The following is a 26,421-nucleotide window of genomic DNA, read 5'->3' on the forward strand; positions in this document are numbered from 1 at the left end:
GGCTGCCCGCCGCCCCCGCGCCCCTGAAGGCATGCGCTGCGCGCGCCTTCCCCTGCCCCTGAGCGAGCGCAGCTCGCTTCAGGGGCGCGGGGAACTGCGCGATCAGCCACGACGAAAGCCGCGGTCGCCGGACGAAGCGCACCCGGCACTTCAGACGGCGGCCCCGCTCAAGCGCGGAGCGTCGCGCCGCCGTCGACGTAGAGGTCGTGCATCGTGATGTGCCGGGCCCGGTCGGAGGCCAGAAAGGCCACCGCTTCCGCGATGTCGGCGGGATCGGCGATCCGGCCGAGCGGAATGCCGGTCCGGTGCGCGGCCAGGTCCCCCTCGACGACGGACCGTCGCGCGGCGGCGACATCGGCACCGGACGCTTCCCACATGCCGCGCTGCATGTCGGTGAGGGTCGACCCGGGGCACACGGTGTTGCAGCGGACGCCGTGCGCGGCGACTTCGAGGCCGAGGCATTTGGCGAACATGACGGCGGCCGCTTTGGAGGCCGCGTAGGCGGCCATGCCCGCGCGGGGCACACCGGCGGCGTTCGAGGCGACGGTGACGATGCTGCCCCGCCCGCGCGGGGTCATCCGGCGCGCGACCGCGCGGGAGACGTGGAAGACGCCGTGGGTGTTGACCGCGAAGGTGGCGGCCCAGTCGTCGTCGGTGAGGTCGACCGCATGTGCGCCGCGCAGGATTCCGGCGACGTTGACGGCGATGTCGAGCGGCCCGAGCGTGGCTTCGGCGTCGGCGACGAGCGCGTCGACGGCCGCGGAGTCGGTGACGTCGAGGCCACGGGCGACGACGCGGTCCGCGCCTTCCTGGGTGTAACCCGCCGCGACCTTCTCGACGGCGGCGGGGTCCAGGTCGGTGGCGAGGACGCGGGCGCCGCGCCCGGCGAGTGCGGCGACCACCGCCTCGCCGATCCCCCGGCCCGCCCCGGTGACGAGGGCGAGCCGGCCGGCCAGTTCGGCTGTACCGGTGTCGGGGGCGGATATCACTTGGCGAGCGCCTCCTTGATGTCGTCGAGGACGATCTGCGCGGCGAGCGGGCCGCCGGCGCTGTTCCAGGCGGAGCCGTCGATGACGACGACGTGTCCGTCCTTCTCGGCCTTCAGCTTTCCGAAGTTGGTGACCTTGCGGGCCGCGGCGTAGCCCTTGTCGCCGTCCGCCTTGCTGCCGAGGACGCCGAAGAACAGCCAGTCGCCGTCGATGGTGGAGAGCTTCTCCAGGGAGACCGGCTCGCTGTGGCCGGTGGAGGCGCCCTGCTGGTCCTTCGGCCGGTCGAGGCCGAGGGCCTTGAGCGTGGAGCCGACGTGGCCCTCGCCCTTGCCGACGACGGACGGGGCGCCGTCCTGCCAGCGGATGACGGAGACGGACGCGCCGGCGTTGTCGCCGAGCTTCTTCTCGGTGTCCGCGACCTGGGTGTCGAAGTCGGTCAGCCACTTCTCGGCGTCGGACTTCTTGTTGAGGGCCTCGGCGGTGTCGGTGAACGCCTGCTTCCAGTCCTCGTTGAGCTTGGCGGTGACGACGGTCGGCGCGATCTTCTGGAGTTTGTCGACGGTCTTCTTCGCGCCGGTCGTCTCGTCGAGCAGGATCAGGTCGGGTTGCAGCGCGGCCAGCTTCTCCATGTCGGCCTCGGCGACGGTGGCGACGACCTGGGCCGAGGACGCCTTGTCGGCGAGGTAGCCGGAGACGCCCTTCTGGCCGCGGCCCGCGGTCGTGCCGACCGGGGCGACGCCGAGGGCGAGCGCGGCGTCCGTGGTGGGCTCGCTGAGGGTGACGACCTTGCGCGGGTCGCTGGGCACCTCGACCTTGCGGCCCTGGGCGTCGGTGATCTGCCGGGTCGTCTCCGAGGCCGCCTTCGCCTTGTCGCTGCCGTCGTCGTCCGAACTGTCGCTGCCACAGGCACTGAGGAGCAGGGCTCCGGTGACGGCGGCGGCCGACGAGAGCAGGACCGCGCGGCGGGTGGATCGGATACGGGACATGGCCGTGAAGCTCCTAAGGGGTACGGGAGTTGAGCGGGTGGTGCGTGGGAGGGAGGCAGGGGGGCGGCCCGTCTCAGGGGGACGCGGGACCGAGCAGCCGGATCAGCGCGTCGGCCAAGGCGACGTGCCAACAGGCCTGGTCGTGGCCGCCGTTGAACTCGGCGCGGGTGACCTGGTAGCGGGCCGAGTGGAGGGTGTCGTAGAGGGAGCGGCAGTGGTCGACCATGGCGCCCTCGTGCAGTCCGACGTCGAGGTGCACGGTGATCGGGCGCGGGGCGGCGGCCGCGTACCGGCCGACGAGCCAGGGCACGCCGAGGACGGGGGCGCGCACGCCGGGCGGCAGGTCGGGCCGCCACCACAGCGACGGCGACTGGGCGACGACGTGGCCGAACCGGTCGGGCCGCAGATAGCCGGCGTGCAGCGCGGCCATGCCGCCGAGGCTCTGTCCGGCGACGACGGTGCGGGCCGGGTCGCCGGCCAGGGGCCAGCGGTCCGCGGCCCAGGGCAGCAGTTCGTCGGCGAGATAGGTCACGAAGGCGTCCCGGGCGCCGAGTTCGCGGTTGCGGGTGTGCCGGTCGACGGCGTCCGGCGCGAGGACGAGCAGCGGAGGAAGGCGTCCGTCGGCGATGAGCAGATCGAGGGTGCGCTGGAACGCTCCGCGGCCGAACCACATGTCGCCGTCGCAGAGGACGAGTGTGGGCAGGCCCGGCCCTGCCGGACGTCCGCCGGGCGGGACGTAGACCCACACGTCACGGAATCCGCCGAGTGCGGCGGCGGGTGCGCGATGCCGTTCGACGCGGCCGGCCGGGACGGTACCGGCGCGTTCCGCGGGGGCCCACGGCTCGGCGGGCGCCTGCGGCAGCGCGAAGACCGAGCCGTCCGTGGCTCCCCAACGGGGTTCCTGCGTGCGGGGGTTGAGCGGATCCCTCGCGGCGTGGGCGGCGAGGGAGCGCAGCCGCTCCTGGAGGACATCGGGAGCGGTGGGCAGTTCCCCGGCCGAGACGTCGGCGGCGAGACGGTACGAGCCGCGGTGGTCGGCACGCAGCCGCAGCCCGAGGTGCCAGACGTCCGTGCCGGGTATCCGCTCCAGGAGGGACCCCGCGAGGCGTTCGCGGTCGACGAGCCGGTTCGCCATGAGCAGCACCTGCCGGGTGGCCCGGTGGCCGCGCCACAGGAAGGTGACCACCCGGTGGTCGGGCTCGCCGTCGATCTCCTCGACGAGCGGGGTGCCGCTCCGGGCCGCCTCCCGCCAGAACTCCTCGACGAGCGGCGTCCGGCGCATCGGGGCGGCCTCGGCCACGGACGCCGCCAGCCGTGCGATCCGCGGTCCGGTGACCCGGACCGGCCGGTGGTCCGGCAGGGCGGCGGCTGGCCGGTCCGTGGACTCGGCGACCTGGACGCGCATGACTCCCCTTCCCTTCGACGGCCCTCGGGGCACCCCCGGACGCCCTGGAACGACCGGGGTCAGCGACCGGAGTTTTCGTCAACGTAATTGTTAGCAGATGAGGTAAGGCTAGCCTAAGCTAACCACATGCTCACTGGTACTCGCCTCCACCCCGGAGGAACACGGCGACTCCCGGCCACCGGCCGCGGCCGACCCCCGCTCGCAGCCGGACTGGCCCTCGGTCTGGCGCTGTTGGCCGGGGCGGTGGCGCTGTCCCTGTCGGTGGGCACCGAGCACATCGCGCCGGGCGAGGTCTGGTCGGCGCTGTTCTCCCCGTCGGGGTCCAAGGACGACGCGATCGTCCGGGAGCTGCGACTGCCGCGCACGCTCATCGGCGTCGCGGTCGGCGCCGCCCTGGGTCTCGCGGGCGGTGTCATGCAGACGCTGACCCGCAATCCGCTGGCCGACCCCGGACTGCTCGGGGTGAACGCGGGAGCGTCGGCCGCCGTGGTCACCGCGATCGGCGTGCTCGGGATCACGTCGTTCACGGGCTATCTGTGGTTCGCGCTCGCGGGCGCGGCGGTGGCCGCCACGGCCGTGAACGCCCTGGGCGGCGCCCGCTCGGCGACCCCGGTACGGCTCGCGCTCGCGGGGACGGCCGTGAACGCGGCCCTGTTCGGCTACGTCAACGGCCTGCAGCAGTGGGATCTCAGCACCCTCGACTCGATGCGCCACTGGTCGGTGGGCACACTCGCCAAACGGGACCCGGACCTCCTGGTCACCGTCCTGCCGCTGCTCGTCGCGGGCGCGCTGCTGACGTTCGCGCTGGCCCGGCCGCTGGGCGCGCTCGCCCTGGGCGAGGACCACGCCCGCGCGCTCGGCACCTCGATCCGGCGCACCCGGATCCTCTCCATCGTCGCGATCACCCTGCTGTGCGGCGCAGCGACCGCCGTGTGCGGGCCGATCGGCTTCATCGGCCTGATGATCCCGCACGCGGTCCGCGCGTTCAGCGGCCCCGATCCACGCCGGCTGCTGCCGTACTGCGCCCTGTTCGCCCCGGCGCTGCTGCTGGTCTCGGACGTCGTCGGACGGATCGTCGTGTCCCCGTCCGAGATCGAGGTGGACATCGTCACGTCGTTCCTCGGCGGTCTGCTCTTCATCCATCTCGTCCGGCAGCGGAAGGTGGCGCAGCTGTGAGCCGGGTGCTGACCGAACGCCCGCACGTGCGGGCGGAGTTGCGGCGAGGGCGGGTGCGGGCCGGGCGGTTCTCCGTACGGTTCGATCCGCGCGCCGTCCTCGCCTGCCTGGCGATGCTCGTGCTCGGCGCGGTGGTGACGGTCCTCTCCGTCGGCACGGGCTCGTACGCGCTCTCGCCGGTGCAGGTCCTGCGCACGTTCGCCGGGAACGGGCCGCCCGGCGCCGAGTTCATCGTCCTCGACCTGCGCCTGCCCCGGGTCCTCGTGGCGCTGCTCGTCGGATTCGGGATGGGCATGGCGGGCGCGGTGTTCCAGTCGCTGACCCGCAATCCGCTGGGCAGCCCGGACATCATCGGCTTCGGCAACGGCGCGTCGGCGGGCGCGCTCGTCGCGATCATCTTCCTGAACGCGGGCGCGCCGCAGACCGCGCTCGGCGCCGTCGTCGGCGGCTTCGCGACCGCGGCCGCCGTGTATCTCCTCGCCTGGCGGCGCGGTGTGCACGGCTACCGGCTCGTACTCGTCGGCATCGGCGCGTCCGCGGTGCTCGGCGCGGCGACCAGTTTCCTGTACGTGCGCGCCGACATCGGCAAGGCGGCGCAGACCGCGAGCTGGATGATCGGCTCGCTCAACGACCGGGGCTGGCCGGAGGTCCGGATCGCCGGGCTCGGGCTCGTCGCCCTGGTCCCGCTGGTCCTGGTGCACGCGCGACGGCTGTCGGTCCTCGAGATGGGCGACGACACCGCGGGTGCGCTCGGGGTGGCTCCGGAGCGCACCCGACTGGTGCTGCTGTGCGCGGGCACGGGCCTGACCGCGATGGCGGTGGCCGCCGCGGGGCCGATCCCGTTCGTGGCGATGGCCGCGCCGCAACTGGCCCGCCGGGTGACCCGGGCGGCGGGCCCGAACGTGCTGCCCGCCGCCTGGCTCGGCGCCCTCCTGGTGGCGTCCGCGGATCTGCTCACGCAGCGGGTGACGGGCTCGGCGCTGATGCCGGTGGGCGTCGTGACCGGCGTCGGCGGCGGCCTGTATCTGGCGTGGCTCCTGCTGAAGGAGCGCCGGGCGCAGCACGTGTGACCTCCGCCCGGCCCGGCGCCGCGGCCCCGCCTCAGCCCACCGGCTGCCGCAGGACCGCGACCTCGCGGGGCGGCAGGACCATCCCGGCGGCCGTCGGCTCGGGGCCGATCAGGACCTCGCCGGTCGTGCCGGGCACCGTCACCGCCGCGTCGGTCCGGTTGACCAGGAACACGTACCGGTGGCTCGCGTCACGCCGTACGACGTGCTCCACCGACCCGCGTGCCTCCTCGGGGAGTTCGCTGGTCACTCCGGCGGGCGCCAGCAGTTCGGGGAGCAGGGCGGTCAGGCCCTCGGGGCCCAGGCGGGTGGAGACGTACGCGGCCGATCCGCCGCCCGTCGTGCGGCGGGTGACGGCCGGGCGGGAGGCGTAGCAGCCGGTGCGGTAGCGGGCCAGGACCTCGACTTCGGGGCCGTCGACGCTGATCCGGTCGGTCCACAGGCTGCCGGTCGTCCCGCTCAGCGGGCCGTCGAGGCCGACGGTGTCGCCGTCGAGCAGCGGCCCGAACTCCTCGACGCGGATGCCGAGCAGATCGCGCAGGGCGCCCGGGTAGCCGCCGAGGTGGACGTGGTCGTTCTCGTCGACGATCGCGGAGAAGTACGTGGTCACGAGGTGGCCGCCGTTCTCGGCGTACCGGGTGAGTTCCTTGGCCAGCGGCTGCGGGACGACATGCAGCACGGATGCGACGACGACGTCGTAGCCGGACAGGTCGGTGCCGTGCGCGGGCACGATGTCGGCGCGGACGCCGAGGCCGAGCAGCGCCGTGTACCAGTCCAGGGCCTCGCGGTGGTAGTCGAGGCGCGAGGTGGGGTGGGAGTCGAGCTCGCCGGCCCACCACGAGTCCCAGTCGAACAGGACGGCCACGCGGGCGGGTTCCCGCTCGCTGCCCGCGAGCGGCGCGAGTCGTTCCAGGGTGTGGCCGAGGGCGACGACGGACCGGAAGAGCTCACTGTCCTCGCCCGCGTGGGGCACCATCGCCGAGTGGTACTTCTCGGCGCCCGCGCGGGACTGGCGCCACTGGAAGAAGCAGACGGCGTCGGCGCCGTGCGCGACGTGCAGCAGCGAGTCCCGGGCCAGCTCACCGGGCAGCTTGGGCAGATTGACGGGCTGCCAGTTGACGGCGCTGGTGGAGTGCTCCATCAGGAACCACGGGCGGTGGCCCGAGATGCCGCTCGTCAGGTTGGCCGAGAAGGACAGTTCGTCGCGGTCCCGGGGGCCGGGAATGACGTAGTGGTCGTTGGCGACGAAGTCCACCTCGCCCGCCCAGTCCGCGTAGTCCATGCCCTTGGTGCCGCCCATGACCATGAAGTTCGTGGTGACGGGGATGTCGGGGGTGAGCTCGCGCAGCACCTCGCGCTCGGCGAGCAGATGGTCCTTCAGCGCGTCGGAGGAGAACCGCTTGAAGTCCAGCTGCTGGGTGGGGTTGGGGTGCGAGGCGGCGAGGCGTGGGGGCAGGATCTGCTCCCAGTCGCTGTAGCGCTGGGACCAGAAGGCCGTGCCCCAGGCGTCGTTGAGGGCGTCCAGGGTGGTGTAGCGGCGGCGCAGCCAGGCGCGGAAGGCGCGGGCGGCGTCGTCGGAGTGGTCGTACACGTTGTGGCAGCCCAGCTCGTTGTTGACGTGCCAGGCGACGAGCGCCGGGTGGCCCGCGTACCGGGTGGCGATCTCCCGCACCAGGCGCAGCGCGTGCTCCCGGAAGACGGGTGAGGTGGGCCGCCAGTGCTGGCGGGCGCCCGGCCACAGGGTCTCGCCGGTCGCGGTGACCGGCAGGATCTCCGGGTGGGCGGTGGTCAGCCACGGCGGCGGCGACGCGGTGGCCGTGGCCAGGTCGACGCCGACGCCGTGCGCGTGCAGCAGGTCCATGATCTCGTCCAGCCAGCCGAAGTCCCAGGTGTCGGCGGTGGGCTGGAGCCTGGCCCAGGAGAAGATCGCCAGGGAGACGATGTTCACCCCGGCCTCGCGCATCAGCCGGACGTCCTCGTCCCACACCTCCCGCGGCCACTGCTCGGGGTTGTAGTCGGCGCCGTAGCCGAGGCGACGGGTGCCGTCGGAGCCCTTCGCGTACGGGAAACGGGAGGGAGTGGGGACGGTCATGAGGTCCTTCCGGATGATGCGGCGGTGAACTGGTGCGTGCGGAGGGCTACTTGACGGTGAAGCCCTGGTCCTTGCCGTACTTGACCGAGGCGTCCTGCCACGACTTCAGGCCGGTGGTCAGCGGGGTGCCGGAGACGTAGGCCTTGCCGACGGTGTCGTTGAAGATCGAGTTGGCGTAGACCTGGTAGGGCAGGTACGACCAGCCGGCGGGCACGTTCTTCGCGGACTCGGCGAAGATCTTGTTGGCCTGCTGGCCGCCGAAGTAGTCGAACTTCGCGTCCTGGAACTCCTTCGAGTCCAGGTCCTTCACGGTCGCGGGGAAGGCGCCCTCGTCGATGCGGGTCTGCACCCCGGCCTCGGCGGCGGTGTACTTCGTGAAGGCGTAGGCGAGCGCCTTGTTGTCGTGCTTGCCGAGGTCGGGCACGGCCAGCGAGCTGCCGCCGTTCTCGGCGCTGGAGTGCTCGCCCTCGGACCACTGCGGCAGCGCGGCCACCCGCCAGTCGCCGGAGGCCTGCTTCACACCGGTGACGAAGTTGTTGGGCATCCAGGCGCCGATGGGCAGGGTGGCGATGGTGCCGTCGCCGAGGCCCTTGTACCAGTCGTCGGTCCAGCCGGTGACCGGTGCGACGAGCTTCTCGTCGATGAGCTTCTGCCAGACGCCGGTGTACTTGGCGGCGCCCGCGTCGGTGAAGTCGACTCCGACGTTCGTGCCGTCGACCTTGTACGGGTGCGAACCGGCCTGCCACAGCAGGCTGGTGGTCATTCCGGCGTCGCCGACGTCGCTGGTGATGTACGACTTCGGGTCGGCCTTGTGCAGCTTGCGGGCGGCCTCCAGGTACGCGTCCCAGGTCGTCGGGACGGAGATCTTGTACTTGTCGAAGACCTTCTTGTTGTAGAAGAGCGCCATGGGGCCCGAGTCCATCGGCAGACCCCAGACGCTGTCGCCGTCCGCCACCGAGTTCCACGGGCCCGTGGAGTAGTCGGCCTTGAGCTTGCCCGCGCCGTACGCGCCGAGGTCGGTGAGCCCCTTGGTCAGGGAGTACTGGCCGATCGCGTAGTACTCGACCTGGGCGACGTCGGGGACGCCCTTCTTCGCGGAGATCGCGTTCGACAGGGCCTTGTACTGGTCGTTGCCCGTGCCCGCGTTGACCACCTCGACATGGACCTTCGGGTACTTCTTCTCGAACTCGGCGGCGACGGACTTCACCGTGGAGTCCCAGGCCCAGACGGTGAGGGTGCCGCCCTTCTCGAGGGCCGCCCGAAGGTCGGAGGCACCGACCTTCTTGTCGCCGGAGTCGTCGTCGGAGCCGCCGCAGGCGGTCGCCCCGAGGGCGAGGGCGCAGACGATACCTATGCCGCGCAGCAGGCGGCGGGGGTGCTTGGGCATGACGGATGCTTCCACTTCGTCGTGGTTCTACAGAGGGTTGTCGCACAGCGGATGGAGAGGGACGCCCGCTCCGGGACGCCTACTCCTTGACGCCTCCGGCGGAGAGACCGGACTGCCAGTACTTCTGGAGCAGCAGGAAGGCGGCGATCAGCGGGACGATGGTGAGCAGGGAGCCGGTGAGGACGAGGTTCGTGACGGTCTCGCCGCCGGAGGTCTGCGCCTGCTTGTTCCAGGAGTCGAGACCGAGGGTGAGCGGGTACCAGTCGGAGTCCTTCAGCATGATCAGCGGCAGGAAGTAGTTGTTCCAGGTCGCGACCGTGGTGAAGAGCAGCACGGTGACGGTGCCGGGCGCCAGCAGCGGCAGGGCCACCCGGAAGAAGGTGCGCACCTCGCCCGCGCCGTCGATCCGGGCGGCCTCCATCAGCTCGGTGGGGATCGCCTCACTGGCGAAGACCCACATCAGGTACAGGCCGAACGGCGAGATCAGCGAGGGCACGATGACCGCCCACGGGGTGTCGGTCAGGCCGATCTTGCTGAACAGCAGGAAGGTGGGGACGGCGAGCGCCGTGGCCGGGACCGCGACCGCGCCGATGACGACGGCGAAGACGGCCTTCTTGCCGGGGAAGTCGAACTTGGCGAGCGCGTAACCGCCGAGCACCGCGAGGAACGTGGCACCGCCGGCGCCCACCACCACGTAGAGCAGGGTGTTGAGGAGCCAGCGGACGAAGACGCCGTCCTGGTACGTGAAGGTGTCCGCGATGTTGGACCACAGGTCGAAGTCGCCGTCGAACCACAGGCCGAACGAACGGGCCAGTCCCTCCTGCGACTTGGTGGCGCTGATCAGCAGCCAGACCAGGGGCAGCAGGCTGTAGACGAGGACGATTCCGGTGAGCACGGTCAGCAGGACGCTGCGCCGGGGGCGGCCGGGCATGTGGCGGCGGGGCGTACGCAGGCGCGGGGCCGCGGACCGGGCCGGTACCGGCTGCCGCACGGGGGTGCTGGTGGTCATCGCGCTCACGCTCCCTTGCGCATGCCGCGCAGCTGGACGACGTAGGCCACGATCATGGTGATGACGCCCATGACGATGGCGACCGTCGCGGAGTAGTTCTGCTGCTGGCCGGAGAAGGACAGCGAGTACGTGTAGTAGTTCGGGGTGAAGTCGGTGGTGATGGCGTTCGGCGCGAGCTTCTGGAGGATCGCGGGCTCGTTGAAGAGCTGGAAGCTGCCGATGACCGAGAAGATCGTGGCGATGACGAGCGCGCCGCGGATCGCCGGGAGCTTGATGGCCGTGATGACGCGCAGCTGTCCGGCTCCGTCGATCTCGGCGGCCTCGTACAGGGAGTGCGGGATCACGCGCAGGGCCGCGTAGAAGATCAGCATGTTGTAGCCGATGAACTCCCAGGTCACGATGTTGCCGATGGAGGCGAGGACCAGGTCGGCGGAGAGCGGGTCGGGCAGCTTCGTGCCGAACGCGTCGCCGAGGTCGCCGACCAGGCCGTAGCGGGTGCCGTACATGAAGCCCCACATGAGGGTGGCGACGACCGCGGGCACCGCGTACGGCAGGAAGACGGTGATGCGGAAGAAGTCCTTGCCGTACAGCCGGCCACTGTCGATCGCGAGGGCGACGAGCAGGGCGAGGCCGAGCATGACCGGCACCTGGATCAGCAGGAACAGCCCGACACGGAACACTCCGTCCCAGAACTGGGCGTCCTGAAGAGCTTGTTGGTAGTTGTCCAGGCCCACGAAGTGGGTGCCGCCGATGAGTTGTGTACGGAACAGACTCAGATAGACGGAGTAGCCGAGGGGCGCCAGGAAGACCAGGGCGAAGACGAGGGCGAACGGGCCGATGAACCCCCAGCCCGTCCATGAGCGGCGCGTGCGGCGCGCCGGGGACCGGGCAGGGCGCCGGGCTGCGGCGGCCGGCGGTTGAAGCGTCGTCATCGTGCGTCCCTCGCTCGTGCGTCCTCGCGGGCGGACCGTCGATGTTTACGCAAACATCGCTGCGAGCACGCACGGTGCGAGCTGTTATGTTTACGTAAACATCCGGTGGCGGAATGTCTACACTGCCCACGGAGGACGGTCAAGAGCCGTCCGGCGAGCGGCCCTTGACCGGATCGACGGGCGACCGGCGGGCGGACACAGCGACGGGTGAGGCACACGGTGACAGGAACAACGGGGGGCGCGTCGGCCCCCGGCCGCGGACCGCGCGCCCGGGGCGTCCGCGGCGCCTCGATGGCGGACGTCGCACGGGTCGCGGGGGTCTCCTCGCAGACGGTCTCCCGGGTGTCGAACGGCTTCCCGGGGGTGAACGAGGAGACCCGCGAGCGGGTCCTCGCCGCCATGAAGGAGCTGGACTACCGGCCCAACAGCGCGGCCCGCGCGCTCAAGCGCGGCCAGTTCCACACCATCGGCGTCATCACGTTCACGCTGTCGACGACGGGCAACGTGCGCACGCTGGAGGGCATCGCGACCTCGGCGGCCCAGGAAGGGTACGCGGTCACGCTGATGCCGGTCGCGGTGCCCACGCAGGACGAGGTGCGCGGCGCGTTCTCCCGGCTCGGCGAGCTGGCCGTGGACGCGGTGATCGTCATCATGGAGGTGCACCTCCTGGACTCGGGGCGGCTCACGCTGCCGCCGCACGTGCAGGTGGTCGTCGTGGACTCGGACGCGGGCGACCGCTTCGCCGTGGTGGACACCGACCAGGCGGGCGGCACGCGTGACGCGGTGCGGCATCTGCTCGATCTGGGCCACGAGACCGTCTGGCATCTGGCGGGCCCCTCCGGCTCGTTCGCCGCACAGCGCCGAACGGCCGCGTGGCGCACGGCACTTGAGGAGGCGGGCCGCCCGGTCCCGGAGCCCGCGCGGGGCGACTGGTCGGCGGAGTCGGGGTACCGCGCGGGCCTGGAGCTGGCCGAACACCCGGACTGCACCGCGGTGTTCGCGGCCAACGACCAGATGGCGCTCGGCCTGCTGCGCGCGCTGAACGAGCGCGGCCGCAGGGTCCCCGAGGACGTGTCGGTCATCGGGTTCGACGACATCCCGGAGTCCGGCTCGTTCCTGCCCCCGCTCACCACGGTCCACCAGGACTTCGGCGAGGTCGGCAGGCGCTGCGTGGAGAGCGCGCTGCGCCAGGTGCGGCAGGGCGCGGCCGAGCGCGGGACGACCCTGGTGCCCACGCGGCTGGTGGTGCGTCAGAGCACGGGTCCGGCCCCGGCAGGCTGAGAGCGAGCCGGGGCCTGGACGCGTGCGTTCAGCGAGTGGCGCGTCGGGCCCGGCGGCTCCTCAGCCTCGGCGGGACGGCGAGCAGCAACAGGCTGTAGTACATCAGCGTGGGTACGGCGAGCGCGATGGCGAACGCCACGACCAGGGCGACGGCGGTGAGGTAGCCGTCGGTGTACATGTCCTCGATCCGCCGCTGGGCCCGCTGTCGGTCGTCCCCCTCGAGCAGTTCCGGGGCGGACTTCAGGATCCACAGCATCCCCAGCCGGCACACCACTCCGGCCAGCAGGGTCGTGTAGTAGAAGGCCCCCACGAAGACGTCCTGGCCGCCGAAGGAGCCGATCATCTCCGTCGGGAGGGGCAGCACGACGACGGAGAGCAGCCACCCCATGTTCCACACCATCAGGGGGCGGGTGAGCTTGGCGACCGGCGAGAAGGCCCGGTGGTGCTCCAGCCAGATGTTCGCGATGACCACGAAGCTGAGCAGGAAGCTCCAGATCTGGTCGAGGTGATCGGTGATCACCTTGCTGGGGCCCTCGTGGGCGGACGCGGCTTCGGGTACGAGGTCGACCAGCGGCAGGATCAGCAGGGTGATGGAGATCGCGGCCACCGCGTCGGTGAAGAGCAGCAGCCGCTCCGCCGAGGCACCCCCCTCGATGCCGCGCGCCGAGAGATCGGACGGCCCTGCCGCGCCGGTCCCTCCCGAGCCGTTCTCGTCGACAACGCCACTGGCACCCATACGTTCGCACCTTTCCTCGCCCGGTCCGCGGGGACGTGCCGCCGCTGCCGGAGCCCACTGGTCACGGATCGCCCGACGACCCCCGCGGACTGTACCCGTGGCCCATACAAGCAGAGGCGACGGGGGGTACGCCCATCGCCGTCCGGAATCCTCTACTCGCCTTCTCCACAAGGGAGTTGAACGAGAACGAAACCCTCACCGATCCTGCGTCGAACCGGCGCGGAGCAGACGGTGAATCGCAGGATCACGGCCATCGCAGGAGATGCCACGTCCCCCATGTCTCCACATCCGCGGTGGCACGGATCAGCCGACGCCGAGCCCCTCCAGGACGACCGCACCCGGCAGCTCCGCGAGCGCCTTGCCCGGCACGATCAGCTTGCCGCGGCGGGTGCCGCTGCCGATCAGGACGTGCGGGAGGTCGACGACGGCGGCGTCGACGAGGACCGTCCAGCCTGCGGGCAGGCCGATCGGGGTGATGCCGCCGTACTCCATGCCGGTCTCGCCGACGGCGGTGTCCATGGCGGCGAACGAGGCCTTGCGGGCGCCGAGTTGGCGGCGCACCGCGCCGTTCACGTCGACCTTCGTGGTGGAGAGCACGACGCACGCCGCGAGGGTGCTCTCGCCGCCGCGCTTGCCCGCGACGACGACGCAGTTCGCGGACCGGGCGAGCAGTTCGGAGCCGTAGTGCTCGACGAACGTGGCGGTGTCGGCCCACTCCGGCTCGGTGTCGACGTGGACCAGGTCCTGCGCGGGCACCGTGCCGCGCCAGTGCCGGACGGCGTCGGCGACGGGGCGGGTGAGCAGGTCGAGGGCCTCGGGGGCCGGCCGGACGTGGTCGAAGTCTCCGATGGGTGCGCGCATGGCGGCACGCTAACAGCCGCCGCACGTGCGGGAATCGGGCGTCTCAGCGTACGAACGGCACCGACACGGCCATGATCATCCGGGCCGGCACGGTGCCGTCGTTGCGGTACTCGTGCGGTGCGTTCGCCTCGAAGGTGACGCTCGCCCCTTCGGGGACCTGGTGCGGGACACCGTCCACGACCAGGGTCAGCTCCCCCTCGGTCACATGGACGAGTTCGATGGTGCCGTCCGGGTGCGGGTCGGAGGCGCTGCCCTCGCCCGGCTGCAGCAGCCAGTCCCACATCTCCAGGGGGCCGGGCGCCTCGGTCCCCGCGAGCAGCCGGTGATAGCTCCCGGCCTCCGTGGACCACACGCGCACCGCCTGCTCCGCGGGCACGATCCGCACCTTGGGCCCCTGCTCGTAGTCGAGCAGCGTGGTGATGCTGATGCCGAGCGCGTCGCCGATCTTGACGACGGTGCCGATGCTCGGGTTGGTGCGGGCCTGCTCGATCTGGATGAGCATGCCGCGGCTGACGCCGGCCCGGGCGGCGAGGGCGTCCAGGGTGAAGCCGCGCTCGGAGCGCCAGTGCTTGACGTTGCGGGCGAGCGACTGGGTCAGCAGGTCGAGATCCGACACATTCCGTCCATGGGTGAGCGACCGGCGGGCGAAGTTCAATATTCTGAATGACAGAGTTCAACTCATTGAACTACGGTGTGATGCACTTCAGCGTTCATCGAACTGTACTGCGAGGCACACCGTGACTGCATTCTTCGCCCTCGCCACCAGCCTCCTCATCGGCCTGGCCGACTTCGGCGGCGGGCTGCTGTCGCGACGTGTCCCGGCGCTCACGGTCGTGGTCGTCTCGCAGTCGATCGCGGCGGTGGTGCTCGGCGGCGTCGTCGTGGTGACCGGCGCCTGGCGCGACGCCGAGCCGCGGCTGTGGCTCGCCGTCGTCGCCGGACTGCTCGGGCCGCTCGCCATGCTCGCCTTCTACAAGGCGCTGGCCCTCGGGCCGATGGGCATCGTCTCGCCCCTGAGCACGATCGGTGTCGCGGTGCCGGTGGGGGTGGGGCTCGCACTCGGTGAGCGGCCGGGACCGGTGCAGGCCGGGGGCATCCTGATCGCCGTCGTGGGGGTGCTGCTCGCCGGCGGGCCACGGGTCGGCGGGGCGGCGGTGCGGGGGCGGACGGTGCTCCTTACGCTCGGCGCCGCGTTCGGGTTCGGTGCCGTGATGGCTCTGATCGCGGAGGCGTCGAGTACGGTGCCGGGGCTTTTTCTGGCGCTGTTCGTGCAGCGGGCGACGAATGTGGTGGCGGGTGGGGCCGCGCTGGCCGTCTCCGCCGGGCGCGGGGGGCGGGTGCTGCCCGCCGGTGGCCTGCGGCCTCTGCTGGCGTCGTTGCCCGCGCTCGCCTTCGTGGGGCTGGCCGATGTGGCCGCCAACGGTACGTACTCGCTGGCGGTGCAGCGCGGGCCGGTGACGGTTGCCGCCGTGCTGGCGTATCTGTACCCGGTGATCACGGCTGTGGCTGCTCGGGGGGTGTTGCGGGAGCGTTTGCGCGGGGTGCAGGCTGCCGGGGCCGGGCTCGCTCTGGTGGGCACGCTGCTGCTGGCGACGGGGTGACTCCGTCGGGGCCGGCCGTTTCGTGCGCGGGCCCGATGGGGCTGCCCGGGTGGTCGTTCGGCTGACGGCCGGTGGGGCTTCTCGCGCAGTTCCCCGCGCCCCTGAGATGCGCACTGCGTGCGCCATCTCATCAGAGAGACGCGCTCTCCGTCCGACACCTCATCGGAGAGGCGCGCCCCGCCCGGCACCTCATCGGGGAAGCGCGCCGGAGCCGCAGTCTCAAGGGGAGGCTGCGCGGAGCGCATGCCTCGGGGGCGCGGGGAACTGCGCGACCGGCCACGACGAAAGCCGCACCCGACAGCAAGGATGAAGCCGCGCGCAGCGCAAGGCTTCAGGGGCGCGGGGAACTGCGCGAGAAGCGGCCACCGGCCCGCGGACGAACGACAACCCACACGAAGCGCGGGGCACCGCCCGACCAGCCCCCTCCGGCCGGCACCCTCAGATCCGGTACCGCCGAAGCGCCGGCACCGCGGCCGCCAGCCCCAGCATCGCCACCACCACCAGCACCCCACCCCCGGCAACAGCCTCCCGCGCCCCGAACACCGACCCGGCCGACCCGTGCAGAACATCGGCAAGTCGCGGCCCGCCCGCGACCACCACGGTGAACACCCCCTGCATCCGCCCCCGCATCTCATCCGTGGCCGCGGACAGCAGAATCGCCCCGCGGAACACCATCGAGACCATGTCGGCGACCCCGGCCACGGCCAGGAACATCACGGCGAGCCACAGACTCCCGCTCAGCCCGAACCCGGCGATGGCCGCCCCCCAGGCCACCACCGCCCCGATCACCATCCACCCGTGCCGCCGGGCCCGGGAGAAGGTCCCGGAGAAGAGCCCCCCGGCCACCGCCCCGATCGGAATCGCGGCGAACAGCAGCCCGAGCGCCAGCCCCTCCCCGTACGAGCCGTACGTCTCGGCGGCGAGCTGCGGGAACAGGGCGCGCGGCATGCCGAAGACCATCGCGATGATGTCGGCGAGGAAGGACAGCAGCAGCACCTTGTGCGCGGAGATGTAGCGGAACCCCTCGACGATCTCGCGCACCCCGGCGCGGCGCTTGATCTCGGACAGCGGCGGCAGCGCGGGCAGCTTGTAGACGGCCCAGACGGTGACGCACAGCGCGACGGCGTCGATCAGATACAGCTCGGGCAGCCCGATCACGGGTATCAGGACACCGGCGAGCAGGGGCCCCACGACCTGGCCGGTCTGCATGACGGTCGAGCCCAGCGCGTTGGCCGCGGGGAGCTGCCCCTCGGGCACGAGCCGGGCGATGGAGGCGGTGCGCGCCGGTGAGTTGAGGCCCCAGAAGGCCTGCTGGAGGGCGAGGAGCACCATCAGTACGGCGACGGACTCGAGCCCGCTGACGGCCTGGAGCCAGAACAGCAGCGAGGTGACGGCGATGCCCGAGTTGGTGACGAGCAGCAGCTTGCGGCGGTCCACGCTGTCGGCGACGGCACCGCCCCACAGGGCGAAGACGATCAGCGGGACGAGCCCGGCGAGGCTCGCCGCGCCGACCCAGGCCGAGGAGCCGGTGATGTCGAAGATCTGCTTCGGCACGGCGACGGCCGTGAGCTGACTGCCCACGGCCGTGACGATGGTCGAGGTCCACAGCCGGCGGTAGGCGGGGATGCGCAGAGGCCGGGTGTCCATGGCGAAGCGGCGCCAGCCGCTGCGCGGCTCGCTCGCCGCCGGGGGTTCGTTCGGCTCCTTCGGCCCGGAGGCGGATTCCGTGCCGGTACTGCTGTCGCTCGTGTCCACGTACTTCCTGCTTGCTCGGTACATCTATCGGCTGCAGGACTCACTATCGCAGCACCGGCCGGAGCCGGGAACAGCGTCTCAGCCTCCGGCGATCAGCAGGATCCCCATCGTGATCATGGTGGCGGCGACCAGGCCGTCCAGGACCCGCCAGGCGGCGGGCTTCGCCAGGAAGCGGCCGAGCAGCCGGGACCCGAAGCCGAGCGCGGTGAACCAGCAGAGGCTGGCCAGGGCCGCGCCGATTCCGAAGGTCCAGCGCAGCGCGCCCTGGCCGGCCGCCACCGACCCGAGCAGGAACACGGTGTCGAGGTAGACGTGCGGGTTGAGCCAGGTCATGGCGAGACAGGTCAGCACGGCCCGCCGCCGTGACCCGCTCGTCGAGCCCTCCGCGCGCAGCGCCTCGCCGCCCGGCGCGATCACCCGGCGGGCGGCCAGCGCCCCGTAGCAGAGCAGGAACGCGCCCCCGATCCACCCGACCGCGGTCACCGCCTGCGGGTAGGCGACGACGACGGCCCCCACTCCCCCGACGCCCAGGGCGATGAGCAGCGCGTCGGACACCGCGCAGATGCCGACGACGGCGAGCACGGCGTCGCGCCGCACGCCCTGGCGCAGCACGAAGGCGTTCTGCGCCCCGATGGCGACGATGAGGGAGAGACCGGTGCCGAAACCCGCGAGCGCGGCGGCGAGTGAAGCGTTCATGGCATCGACGCTACGGGCGCGATCACCGCGCGTACAGCTAAAGATTCTTACGTAACATTAGCGCTCGTGATGATTCCGGAGCTGCCGCTCGACCAGGTCAGGACCCTGCTCGCGGTGATCGACGAGGGCACGTTCGACGCGGCGGCGGCCGCGCTGCACGTCACGCCGTCGGCGGTCAGCCAGCGCGTCAAGGCGCTGGAGCAGCGCACGGGCCGGGTGCTGCTCGTCCGCACGAAACCGGTGCGGGCCACCGAGTCGGGCGCGGTCGTCGTCCGGTACGCCCGTCAGCTCGCCCGTCTGGAACGCGACGCTTACGCGGAGCTGGGCATGACCGCCGAGAGCGAGGAGGTGACCCGGGTCTCGGTGGCGGTGAACGCGGACTCCCTCGCCACCTGGTTCCTCGGCGCGCTCGAACGGGTCGACCGCACCCCGTACGTCTGCTTCGAGCTGCACCGGGAGGACGAGACGAACACCGCGGAACTGCTGCGCGAGGGACGGGTGATGGCGGCGGTGACCTCGTCGCCCGAGCCGGTGGCGGGCTGTTCGGTGCGGGCCCTGGGGCGGATGCGCTATCTGGCGGCGGCGAGCCCCGGCTTCGCCCGCCGCCACCTCGAAGGACCGCTCGCGGACGCGCTCACCAGGGCCCCCGTGATGACCTTCGACCGCAGCGACGACCTTCAGGACGCGTTCGTACGGGGGCTGCGCCGGGGCCGCGGCGCGGCGAGCCCGGTCCGGCACGCGGTGCCCACGTCGGAGGGGTTCGTCGAGGCCGTCGTCCTGGGCCTGGGCTGGGGTGTGCTGCCCGAGTGGCAGGCCGAGCCGCTGTTCAGGTCCGGCCGCCTGGTACGGCTCGCCCCGGACCACCCGGTCGACGTCCCGCTCCACTGGCAGCAGTGGAAACTGGACTCCCCCGCGCTCGCCACGGTGGCGGAGGCGGTGGCGGCGGCCGCCGCCGGGGCCCTGCGCGATCCTCGCTAGTCCAGCTGCGTGCAGGTCGCCTTCCGGAGATAGTCGCCGCGCACCCAGCCCTTGGCGTCGATGGACAGACCGGACTGGGGGTCGTTCATCGGGGTCACCTTCTTCCACTGTCCCTTCTTGCCGAGCACGGCCACCTGGTCGTCCTTGCGCAGCAGTCCGTACGAGGCGTAGCCGGTCCCCGGGCCGGACCGCAGGTGGACCGTGTCCGTCACGTAGTAGCCGCAGCCGGCGGACGCCGGGGCCGCGCCGGCGAGCAGCGCCGAACCGGCCAGGACGGCACCCGCGACAGCGGAACTGATCATCTTTCGCATGCCCGGCACAACCCGCCGCCCGCACCGCCGGGTACGTCGCCGGCCCGGGGATCACCCGGACGGATCAGGTGCGCCCGGCCGGGTCCGTGCCGGTGTCCTCGAGGTCGGCGAGGGCCAGCAGTTGCTCGGGGGTCACGTCCGCCGGGATCGGCCGGGGCGCCGGTGTGCGCAGCGGGGGCTGCCAGCCCGCCTCCTTGTCCCAGGTGCGCACGATCCGGGCGGGCGCCCCCGCGATCACCGCGTGGTCGGGGATCTCGCCGCGCACGACGGCGCCGGCCGCGACGACGACGTTCCGTCCGATGCGGGCACCGGGGAGGATCACGGCGTTGGTCCCGATCCAGCAGCCGGGGCCGATCTCCACCGGCTCCATCCGCGGCCACTGCCTGCCGATGGGCTGCTCGGGATCGTCGTAGGAGTGATTGGTGGAGGTGATGTAGACGTACGGGCCCATGTAGACGTCCGAGCCGATGGCCACCGTGGTGTCCGCGATGACGTGGCTGCCGCGTCCGATGACGACGCCGTCGCCGATGGTCAGGATCGGGTCGGGGCCGAGGTCGAGGTCGGGCATCATCCCGGCCGTCAGCGTGACCTGTTCGCCGATGATGCAGTGGGCGCCGAGCCGGATCCACGGCTCCCCGAAGAGGGTGCCCTGCGGGAACGCCAGCCGGGTGCCGTGGCCGATCGCGCGGAACGGGTGCCCGCCGCGCTGCTCCGCCGTGACCGCGCCCCTGCGCTGCATCCAGCGCCAGCCCGCCTGCACGGCCCGATGGGCGAGGCCGCCGCGACCGCTCCGGTCGCCCCGGCCGCCCCGGCCGCCCCGACCGTCCGGGGACGAGAACACGTTCCATTTCATCGGCACGGCGCTACGTTACTCACCCGTACCGTCCGCCCCCACCTCACCGGCCTGTGATCTTCACCCCACAGGTACGGTTCGCTCAGGCGCGACACCATGACCGGAAATCATCGGGAAACAGAGGAGCAGGCATGGCCCACGAGGCACTCGTCACCGGGTTCGGCGACCACGAACCGGCGCTGGACCAGGAGTCGTTCGCGGCGCCCCTGTCCACGCTGATCGGCGACGTCACCCTGCGCGCGGGCGCGAGCGTCTGGTACGGCGCGGTGCTGCGCGCGGAGTTCGAGCCGATCGTGCTCGGCGCCGACAGCAACATCCAGGACAACTGCACGGTCCATGTCGACCCGGGCTTCCCGGTGACGGTCGGCGAGCGCGTCTCGGTCGGGCACAACGCGGTGCTGCACGGCTGCACCATCGAGGACGACTGCCTGATCGGCATGGGCGCGACGGTGCTCAACGGCGCGGTGATCGGCGCGGGTTCGCTGGTGGCGGCGCAGGCGCTGGTCCCGCAGGGCATGGTGGTCCCGCCCGGCTCCCTGGTGGCCGGTGTGCCCGCGAAGGTGAAGCGCGAACTGACGGACGAGGAGCGCGAGCTCGTCACGCTGAACGGCACCCACTACGTGGAGCTGGCGAAGATGCACCGCGCGCTCTGACCGCGCCCGCCGGGGGCAGGGGGCCGTCAGTCGGCGACGACGGCGGCCTCCGCGTCGGCGGCGTCGTGCGCGGCGGCGGCCTTGGTGGCCCGCCGCTTCACGATGAGCATCGACGCGAGCCCGATGAGCACGGCCGCGCCCAGACCCAGGTACGAGAACCGCTTCAGCCAGTCCTCGGCGACCACGCCCACGTAGTAGATGACGGCGGTCGTGCCGCCCGCCCAGACCACGCCGCCCAGGAAGTTCGCGATCAGGAACTTCCAGTACGGCATGTGCAGCACGCCCGCGAGGGGGCCCGCGAAGATCCGCAGCAGGGCGATGAACCGGCCGAAGAAGACGGCCCACATGCCCCACTTCTCGAACGACCGCTCGGCGGTGGCGACATGGGCGGGCCCGAAGTGCCGGGGGAACTTGGCGCCCAGCTTGGCGAGGAGCGGCCGGCCGCCCTTGCGTCCGATCGCGTAACCGATGGAGTCGCCGATGACGGCGCCCGCGCTGGCGCAGACGCCGAGCACGACCGGGTTGACGTCGCCGTGCTGCGAGGACAGCAGCGCGGCGGAGATGAGGACGATCTCGCCGGGCAGCGGGATGCCGAGACTCTCCAGGCCGATGACGCCCGCCACCAGGGCGTAGATGGCGACCGCCGGAATCGTGTCGAGCCACTCCTGGATGTGCAAAGCAGCCGCCTCCCGTAAGACCCGCAAGTTCGGTGTACCCGGCGCGCCCTCCCCTGGGGCACCCACGCCGGGAAGCCTACCTGCTCGCCCCGACACTTCCGGGCCTCCCGAAGCCCGGTCGGCGGCGGGCGGGACGCTGGTTGAGGCTTCACACTTTCGTCACAACTTCATCACCTTGCCCCCATGGTTGCTACAACCACCCTTATCGTCGTGCGTCACCGCACGTCCCATGGGGGGATCTCATGTCGTACAACCAGCCGCCGCCCGGAAACTGGCCGCCCGCCGCGCCGCAGCCGACCCGGGCCCCCTTGTGGGGACGCAAGCGGTTCATGCTGCCCGCGATCGGCATCGCCTTCGTCATCGGTATCGGCGCGGGCGGAGCCAGCCAGGACGACGCCACCGCCAACGCCGCGGCGAGCAAGCCCCGGCCGACCCCCACCGCGACGGCGACCGTCACCGCGACGGCCACGGCCACGGAGACGGCCGACCCGGAGCCGGCACCCACCGTCACCGCCACGAAGACCGTGAAGGTGAAGGTCACCGTCACGGCGAAGGCACCCGCCGGCGGCAGCGGCAGCGGAACATCCGGCGGAAGCGGCAGCGGCGGAACGACCGGCGGCTCGGGCGGATCCTCGTCCAACGCCAACGGGGCCACCGCACTCTGCAACGACGGCACCTACTCCTACGCCGCCCACCACCAGGGCGCCTGCTCCCACCACGGCGGGGTCGCCACCTTCTACCGGTAGCCGCGCGGCGGGGTCCCGCTTCTCTTCGGGTCAGCCGTTGGGACGCAGGGTCCAGACGACCCGCATCTCGCCGGTGACGGCGCCGTCCTCGCGGCGGATCTCGATGGTGACCGGGAACTCGGGGCGCTCGCCCGCGTCCAGCTCCGCGACGACGTCCGCGGCCGGGCGGCCGAGCGTCGCGGTGGCGGTGACCGGGCCCATGGCCAGCTTCTTGTAAGAGATCTCGGCGCTGACGGCCAGCGGCACGGCGCGCGCGAGCTGGTCGCCGAAGGCGGCGAGCACGATGGCGCCGCTCGCGGACTCGCCGAGCGTGAACATCGCTCCGGCGTGCGGGCCGCCCACGTGATTGTGGTAGTCGGCCTGGTCGGGCAGGGAGACCACGGCCCGCTCCGGGCTGGTCTCGTGGAAGTCGAGGTTCAGGGTGCGGGCCATCGGCACCGTGGCGGCGAGCATCTCGCCGATGGACATCTGGTCTGCGCTCATGGGCCGAATGTTACCCACGAGTAGCCAACCTGGCCATCCCCACTCGGGCCCCCGGCCTGCCGGATGGTTTGGCAAATGGGCGCGCGGCGGCGATAGTCCCCCAGTGACCTCCTCATCCGCCGCCGCACCGACCTCCCCGAAGCGCCCGCGCCGGCCCGCCTGGGCCGGGCGGAACTACACGCTGCTCGCCGGGTCGGCGTTCATCACGGCGCTCGGCGCGAACGGAGCGCTGATCGCCTCGGCGTTCGCCGTCCTCGAGGCGGGCGGTTCCGGTGGTGACGTGGGGCTCGTGGCGGCGGCCCGCACGCTGTTCCTGGTGGTCTTCCTGCTGGTCGGCGGCGCCGTCGCCGACCGGCTGCCGCGCCATCACGTCATGGTCGCGGCGAACGCGCTGAGTTTTCTCTCCCAGGGCGCCTTCGCGCTGCTCGTACTCACGGGCGAGCCGCAGCTGTGGCAGATGATGGCGCTCAGCGCGCTGGGCGGCATGGGGCAGGCGTTCTTCAGTCCGGCGGCCGAGGGCATGCTGATGTCGTCGGTCACCGCGGAGCAGGCGAGCCGGGCGTTCGCCCTGTTCCGGATGGCGATGTCGAGCGCCGCGGTGGGCGGTGCCGCGCTCGGCGGCGCCCTGGTCGCCGCGTTCGGGCCCGGCTGGGTGCTCGCGGTGGACGCGGCGGCGTTCGCGGTGGCCGGCGCGCTGCGCTGTTTCCTCGACGTAAGCCACATCGCGCCGCGCGCACCGGGCGGCGGGCTGCTCGCCGACATGCGCGAAGGCTGGCGGGAGGTCGTCTCGCGGCCCTGGCTGTGGGGCATCATCGCCCAGTTCTCGGTGGTGATCGCCGTGGTGGGCGCCGCCGAGGCGGTGTTCGGACCGCTGGTGGCCCGTGACGAACTGGGCGGGGCCGGGCCGTGGGGCTTCGCGCTCGGCGCGTTCGGGGCCGGCACGATCCTCGGCGGTCTGCTGATGATGCGCTGGAAGCCGCAGCGGCTGCTGTTCGCGGCGACGCTGTCGGTGTTCTCGCTCGCCCTGCCGTCGGCGGCGCTCGCGGTGCCGGTCCCGCTGCCGGCCCTGGTGGCCGTGATGTTCGTCAGCGGCATCATGATGGAGGTGTTCGGCGTCTCCTGGATCACCGCGCTGCACCAGGAGATTCCGGAGGAGAAGCTGTCGCGGGTCTCCGCCTACGACTGGTTCGGCTCGGTGGCGATGGTCCCGCTGGCCACGGCGCTGGCCGGGCCCGCCGAGTCGGCGTTCGGCCTGACGCCGTCGCTGTGGGGGTGCGCGATCCTGGTGGTCGTCGCGACGACGGCGGTGCTCTTCGTCCCCGACGTACGGAATCTGCGGCGCAGGGACTCCACCACGATCGCGGGCACCGTCGCGGCGACCGGCCCGGACGACGCGGCCGCGGTGGGTGTGACGGGCGCGGCCACGGCGGCGGTGACCGCGACCGAGCCGTTGGCGGCCCCCGCGCGCGACACCCCGTAGCCCTATCCCACGCTGAAGGCGCCGCCGGGCGGCTCGGGCGACGGCACCGCGTCGGAGTCGGCGACCGGCCGTGCGTCACCGACGAAGCGGCGCAGCGCGGTCCCGTGCTCCACCCGTGCGGGGAACGCGTCGCGCGCGGTGCGGCGGGCCAGCTCCGGTACGTCGAGCTCGGCCCGGGAGGCGACGAGCACGGCGTTGCCGAAGCGGCGCCCGCGCAGTACCGCGGGCTCGGCGATCAGCGCGACCTGGGGGAAGACCGCCGAGAACGTCGCCAGTTGGGAGCGCAGGAAGGCGAACGGCGCGCCGTCGGCGAGGTTCGCCGCGTAGGTGCCGCCGGGTCGCAGCACCCGGTCCGCCTCGTGCGCGTACTCCAGGGTGGTCAGATGGGCCGGCACCCGGGAGCCGCCGAACACGTCGGCGACGAGCACGTCCGCGCTGTCCGTCGGCGCCGCCTCCAGCCAGGCCCGCGCGTCCCCGCCGTGCACGGCGATGCCCGCTCCCCCGTCCGGCAGCGGCACCTGCTCGGCGACCAGTTCCCGCAGCCCGCTGTCGGCCTCGACGACGTGCTGCCGGGAGCCGGGCCGGGTGGCCGCGACGTAGCGCGGCAGTGTCAGGGCGCCGCCGCCGAGGTGCAGCGCGTCGAGCGGCGCCCCCTCGTCCCCGGCGCAGTCCAGGACGTGGCCGAGGCGCCGGGCGTACTCGAACTCCAGGTACGCCGGGTCGTCGAGATCGACGTACGACTGGGGCGCTCCGTCGACGGTGAGCAGCCAGGCCCGGCGCCGGTCCACGTCGGGCAGGAGTCTGGCCGTGCCGTGGTCGACGGCGCGGACGACGGGTATCGGCTCGGGGTCGGGTGCGTTCACCCGCCCATTGTGCCGGGCCAGGGAGCCCCGACGAGGGGGTCGGGGCTCCCTGGCCCGGTGGGCCCTCAGACGCCGGGCTCCACGGTCGTCACCGTGCCCGCGCCGACGGTCCGCCCGCCCTCGCGGATCGCGAAGCCGAGGCCGGGCTCCAGCGGGACGGCCCGGCCCAGCTCGACCGTCATGGTGACGGTGTCGCCGGGCCGCGCCACGGCCGTGTCGCCGAGGTCGATGTCGCCGACGACGTCCGCGGTGCGCAGGTAGAACTGCGGCCGGTAGCCGGTGGCGACGGGCGTGCTGCGGCCGCCCTCCGCCGTCGACAGGACGTACACCTGCGCGGTGAACCGCCGCGCGGGCCGCACGCTGCCGGGCTCGGCCACGACGTGCCCGCGCCGGACCGCGTCGCGGGCCACCCCGCGCAGCAGCAGCGCGACGTTGTCCCCGGCCTGCGCCTCGTCCATCGGCTTGCCGAAGGTCTCGACGCCGGTGACGACGGTCTCGATGTTCGACGCGGACTTCGCGGACTGCGCGGAGTCGTCCGCCCCGTACACGCGCACCCGGTCCCCGACCCGCACGCGCCCGCGCTCGACCGCTCCGGTGACGACGGTGCCGCGGCCGCTGATGGTCATCACGTTCTCGACCGACAGCAGGAACGGCGCGTCCACGTACCGCTCCGGCATCGGGACGTACGTGTCCACGGCGTCGAGCAGCGCCTCGATCGACGCCGTCCAGCGCGGGTCGCCTTCGAGCGCCTTGAGCCCGGACACCCGCACCACGGGCACGGAGTCGCCGCCGTAGCCGTGCGCGGAGAGCAGTTCGCGCACCTCCAGCTCGACCAGGTCGGTCAGCTCCTCGTCGCCCGCGTCCGCCTTGTTGATCGCGACGACGATGTGGTCGACGCCCACCTGCCGGGCAAGCAGCACGTGCTCGGCGGTCTGCGGCATGATCCCGTCGAGCGCGGAGACGACGAGGATCGCCCCGTCGAGCTGGGCGGCGCCGGTGACCATGTTCTTGACGTAGTCGGCGTGGCCCGGCATGTCCACGTGCGCGTAGTGCCGGGTGTCGGTCTCGTACTCGACGTGCGCGATGTTGATGGTGATGCCGCGCAGCGCCTCCTCGGGCGCCTTGTCGATGCGGTCGAACGGGACGAACGTGCCCCCGCCGCGCTCGGCGAGGACCTTGGTGATGGCGGCGGTCAGGGTGGTCTTGCCGTGGTCGACGTGGCCCATGGTGCCGATGTTCAGGTGCGGCTTGGTGCGCACGTATGCCGTCTTGGGCATGGCTGAGTGGTCCCTTCCGGAACTTCAGAAAAAGTGAGGGCCTCCTGTGGGAGGCGGGGACCCCTGAACCGGACCGACCCTCCCCCTGCGGGGTCCGCCGGAATGTCCGGAGAGGGTCAGCGTCGCG

Annotated in this window: 26 protein-coding genes; 8 read left to right on the top strand and 18 right to left on the bottom strand. The window is 72.3% G+C overall.

All coding sequences use genetic code 11. From position 1 onward, the window contains the following. Positions 1-167 precede the first annotated feature (167 nt). From ABZ930_RS34345 to fes, 3 genes are all read right to left on the bottom strand, one after another. Complete coding sequence (locus tag ABZ930_RS34345; RefSeq protein ID WP_361557038.1) at positions 168-986, bottom strand: 2,3-dihydro-2,3-dihydroxybenzoate dehydrogenase; 819 nt, start codon at positions 984-986, stop codon at positions 168-170. Then, positions 986-1,975, bottom strand: coding sequence for an ABC transporter substrate-binding protein (locus ABZ930_RS34350; RefSeq protein ID WP_361556914.1), 990 nt, complete (start codon positions 1,973-1,975; stop codon positions 986-988). Before ABZ930_RS34350 ends, ABZ930_RS34345 begins: the two co-directional genes overlap by 1 nt. Before the next feature lie 73 nt (positions 1,976-2,048). After that, positions 2,049-3,380: an enterochelin esterase gene (gene fes / locus ABZ930_RS34355; protein WP_361556916.1), complete on the bottom strand. Its 1,332-nt coding sequence runs from the start codon at positions 3,378-3,380 to the stop codon at positions 2,049-2,051. Between the two features lie 126 nt (positions 3,381-3,506). Here fes and ABZ930_RS34360 point away from each other — a divergent pair, with 126 nt between their 5' ends. Both ABZ930_RS34360 and ABZ930_RS34365 read left to right on the top strand, forming a co-directional pair. Next, positions 3,507-4,556 (top strand): iron chelate uptake ABC transporter family permease subunit, encoded by a 1,050-nt coding sequence (locus ABZ930_RS34360; RefSeq protein ID WP_361556919.1) that lies wholly within the window; start codon positions 3,507-3,509, stop codon positions 4,554-4,556. Continuing rightward, positions 4,553-5,626: an iron chelate uptake ABC transporter family permease subunit gene (locus ABZ930_RS34365; protein WP_361556921.1), complete on the top strand. Its 1,074-nt coding sequence runs from the start codon at positions 4,553-4,555 to the stop codon at positions 5,624-5,626. The genes ABZ930_RS34360 and ABZ930_RS34365 overlap by 4 nt, the downstream gene beginning before the upstream one ends. A gap of 31 nt (positions 5,627-5,657) precedes the next feature. Here the strand turns inward: ABZ930_RS34365 and ABZ930_RS34370 are convergent, their stop codons facing one another. The 4 genes from ABZ930_RS34370 to ABZ930_RS34385 all read right to left on the bottom strand — a co-directional run bounded on the left by ABZ930_RS34370 (position 5,658) and on the right by ABZ930_RS34385 (position 11,043). Continuing rightward, positions 5,658-7,715, bottom strand: a complete 2,058-nt coding sequence (locus tag ABZ930_RS34370; protein WP_361556923.1) for a beta-galactosidase — start codon at positions 7,713-7,715, stop codon at positions 5,658-5,660. Between the two features lie 46 nt (positions 7,716-7,761). Next, complete coding sequence (locus tag ABZ930_RS34375) at positions 7,762-9,102, bottom strand: extracellular solute-binding protein (RefSeq protein WP_361556926.1); 1,341 nt, start codon at positions 9,100-9,102, stop codon at positions 7,762-7,764. A gap of 79 nt (positions 9,103-9,181) precedes the next feature. Next, entirely contained in the window at positions 9,182-10,111 is a 930-nt protein-coding gene (locus ABZ930_RS34380; RefSeq protein ID WP_361556929.1) for a carbohydrate ABC transporter permease, read from the bottom strand. A 5-nt stretch (positions 10,112-10,116) separates the two neighbouring features. Continuing rightward, a complete protein-coding gene (locus ABZ930_RS34385) occupies positions 10,117-11,043 on the bottom strand; it encodes a sugar ABC transporter permease (protein ID WP_361556932.1) in 927 nt (308 codons plus the stop codon). Positions 11,044-11,334: 291 nt separating this feature from the next. On the opposite strand from ABZ930_RS34385, the gene ABZ930_RS34390 reads away from it, so the two are divergent. After that, positions 11,335-12,324: a LacI family DNA-binding transcriptional regulator gene (locus tag ABZ930_RS34390; RefSeq protein ID WP_361556935.1), complete on the top strand. Its 990-nt coding sequence runs from the start codon at positions 11,335-11,337 to the stop codon at positions 12,322-12,324. Positions 12,325-12,352: 28 nt separating this feature from the next. Here the strand turns inward: ABZ930_RS34390 and ABZ930_RS34395 are convergent, their stop codons facing one another. The 3 genes from ABZ930_RS34395 to ABZ930_RS34405 form a co-directional block, all read right to left on the bottom strand. Then, on the bottom strand, positions 12,353-13,060 hold the full coding sequence (locus tag ABZ930_RS34395; protein ID WP_361556938.1) for a TMEM175 family protein: 708 nt from the start codon (positions 13,058-13,060) through the stop codon (positions 12,353-12,355). Between the two features lie 303 nt (positions 13,061-13,363). Then, positions 13,364-13,921 carry a YbaK/EbsC family protein gene (locus tag ABZ930_RS34400; RefSeq protein WP_361556941.1) on the bottom strand — a complete coding sequence of 186 codons (558 nt, stop codon included), beginning with the start codon at positions 13,919-13,921 and terminating at the stop codon, positions 13,364-13,366. A gap of 43 nt (positions 13,922-13,964) precedes the next feature. Beyond that, a complete protein-coding gene (locus ABZ930_RS34405) occupies positions 13,965-14,537 on the bottom strand; it encodes an XRE family transcriptional regulator (RefSeq protein ID WP_361556944.1) in 573 nt (190 codons plus the stop codon). 121 nt (positions 14,538-14,658) lie between these two features. On the opposite strand from ABZ930_RS34405, the gene ABZ930_RS34410 reads away from it, so the two are divergent. Next, complete coding sequence (locus ABZ930_RS34410) at positions 14,659-15,522, top strand: DMT family transporter (RefSeq protein ID WP_361556947.1); 864 nt, start codon at positions 14,659-14,661, stop codon at positions 15,520-15,522. A 438-nt stretch (positions 15,523-15,960) separates the two neighbouring features. Here ABZ930_RS34410 and ABZ930_RS34415 read toward each other — a convergent pair whose 3' ends face one another. Both ABZ930_RS34415 and ABZ930_RS34420 read right to left on the bottom strand, forming a co-directional pair. Continuing rightward, the gene (locus tag ABZ930_RS34415; protein WP_361556950.1) at positions 15,961-17,301 is read right to left on the bottom strand and encodes an MFS transporter; all 1,341 of its coding nucleotides are present in this window, start codon (positions 17,299-17,301) and stop codon (positions 15,961-15,963) included. Between the two features lie 54 nt (positions 17,302-17,355). Continuing rightward, a complete protein-coding gene (locus ABZ930_RS34420; RefSeq protein ID WP_361556953.1) occupies positions 17,356-17,973 on the bottom strand; it encodes a LysE family transporter in 618 nt (205 codons plus the stop codon). A 69-nt stretch (positions 17,974-18,042) separates the two neighbouring features. Here ABZ930_RS34420 and ABZ930_RS34425 point away from each other — a divergent pair, with 69 nt between their 5' ends. Then, on the top strand, positions 18,043-18,951 hold the full coding sequence (locus tag ABZ930_RS34425) for a LysR family transcriptional regulator ArgP (RefSeq protein ID WP_361557041.1): 909 nt from the start codon (positions 18,043-18,045) through the stop codon (positions 18,949-18,951). Here ABZ930_RS34425 and ABZ930_RS34430 read toward each other — a convergent pair. Together ABZ930_RS34430 and ABZ930_RS34435 are read right to left on the bottom strand one after the other, a co-directional pair. Next, positions 18,948-19,253 carry an SH3 domain-containing protein gene (locus ABZ930_RS34430; protein ID WP_361556956.1) on the bottom strand — a complete coding sequence of 102 codons (306 nt, stop codon included), beginning with the start codon at positions 19,251-19,253 and terminating at the stop codon, positions 18,948-18,950. The two genes, ABZ930_RS34425 and ABZ930_RS34430, sit on opposite strands and share 4 nt — an antisense overlap. Before the next feature lie 73 nt (positions 19,254-19,326). Continuing rightward, on the bottom strand, positions 19,327-20,121 hold the full coding sequence (locus tag ABZ930_RS34435) for an acyltransferase (protein ID WP_361556959.1): 795 nt from the start codon (positions 20,119-20,121) through the stop codon (positions 19,327-19,329). A 125-nt stretch (positions 20,122-20,246) separates the two neighbouring features. Between ABZ930_RS34435 and ABZ930_RS34440 the strand changes: the two genes are divergently transcribed. Then, positions 20,247-20,768, top strand: a complete 522-nt coding sequence (locus ABZ930_RS34440; RefSeq protein WP_361556962.1) for a gamma carbonic anhydrase family protein — start codon at positions 20,247-20,249, stop codon at positions 20,766-20,768. Positions 20,769-20,794: 26 nt separating this feature from the next. Here ABZ930_RS34440 and ABZ930_RS34445 read toward each other — a convergent pair whose 3' ends face one another. Next, positions 20,795-21,445: a DedA family protein gene (locus ABZ930_RS34445; RefSeq protein ID WP_361556965.1), complete on the bottom strand. Its 651-nt coding sequence runs from the start codon at positions 21,443-21,445 to the stop codon at positions 20,795-20,797. Positions 21,446-21,687: 242 nt separating this feature from the next. On the opposite strand from ABZ930_RS34445, the gene ABZ930_RS34450 reads away from it, so the two are divergent. Then, the gene (locus ABZ930_RS34450; protein WP_361556968.1) at positions 21,688-22,191 is read left to right on the top strand and encodes a DUF3761 domain-containing protein; all 504 of its coding nucleotides are present in this window, start codon (positions 21,688-21,690) and stop codon (positions 22,189-22,191) included. A gap of 30 nt (positions 22,192-22,221) precedes the next feature. Here ABZ930_RS34450 and ABZ930_RS34455 read toward each other — a convergent pair whose 3' ends face one another. Continuing rightward, complete coding sequence (locus tag ABZ930_RS34455) at positions 22,222-22,674, bottom strand: DUF4442 domain-containing protein (RefSeq protein ID WP_361556971.1); 453 nt, start codon at positions 22,672-22,674, stop codon at positions 22,222-22,224. 103 nt (positions 22,675-22,777) lie between these two features. On the opposite strand from ABZ930_RS34455, the gene ABZ930_RS34460 reads away from it, so the two are divergent. Next, the gene (locus ABZ930_RS34460; RefSeq protein ID WP_361556975.1) at positions 22,778-24,154 is read left to right on the top strand and encodes an MFS transporter; all 1,377 of its coding nucleotides are present in this window, start codon (positions 22,778-22,780) and stop codon (positions 24,152-24,154) included. A 2-nt stretch (positions 24,155-24,156) separates the two neighbouring features. On the opposite strand, the gene ABZ930_RS34465 is transcribed toward ABZ930_RS34460, so the two are convergent. Then, positions 24,157-25,017, bottom strand: a complete 861-nt coding sequence (locus tag ABZ930_RS34465) for a fused MFS/spermidine synthase (protein ID WP_361556978.1) — start codon at positions 25,015-25,017, stop codon at positions 24,157-24,159. A 65-nt stretch (positions 25,018-25,082) separates the two neighbouring features. After that, positions 25,083-26,294, bottom strand: a complete 1,212-nt coding sequence (gene tuf / locus ABZ930_RS34470) for an elongation factor Tu (protein WP_361556981.1) — start codon at positions 26,292-26,294, stop codon at positions 25,083-25,085. Positions 26,295-26,421 lie beyond the last annotated feature (127 nt).

It is taken from the genome of Streptomyces sp. NPDC046716 (assembly GCF_040645755.1).
Lineage (GTDB): Bacteria > Actinomycetota > Actinomycetes > Streptomycetales > Streptomycetaceae > Streptomyces.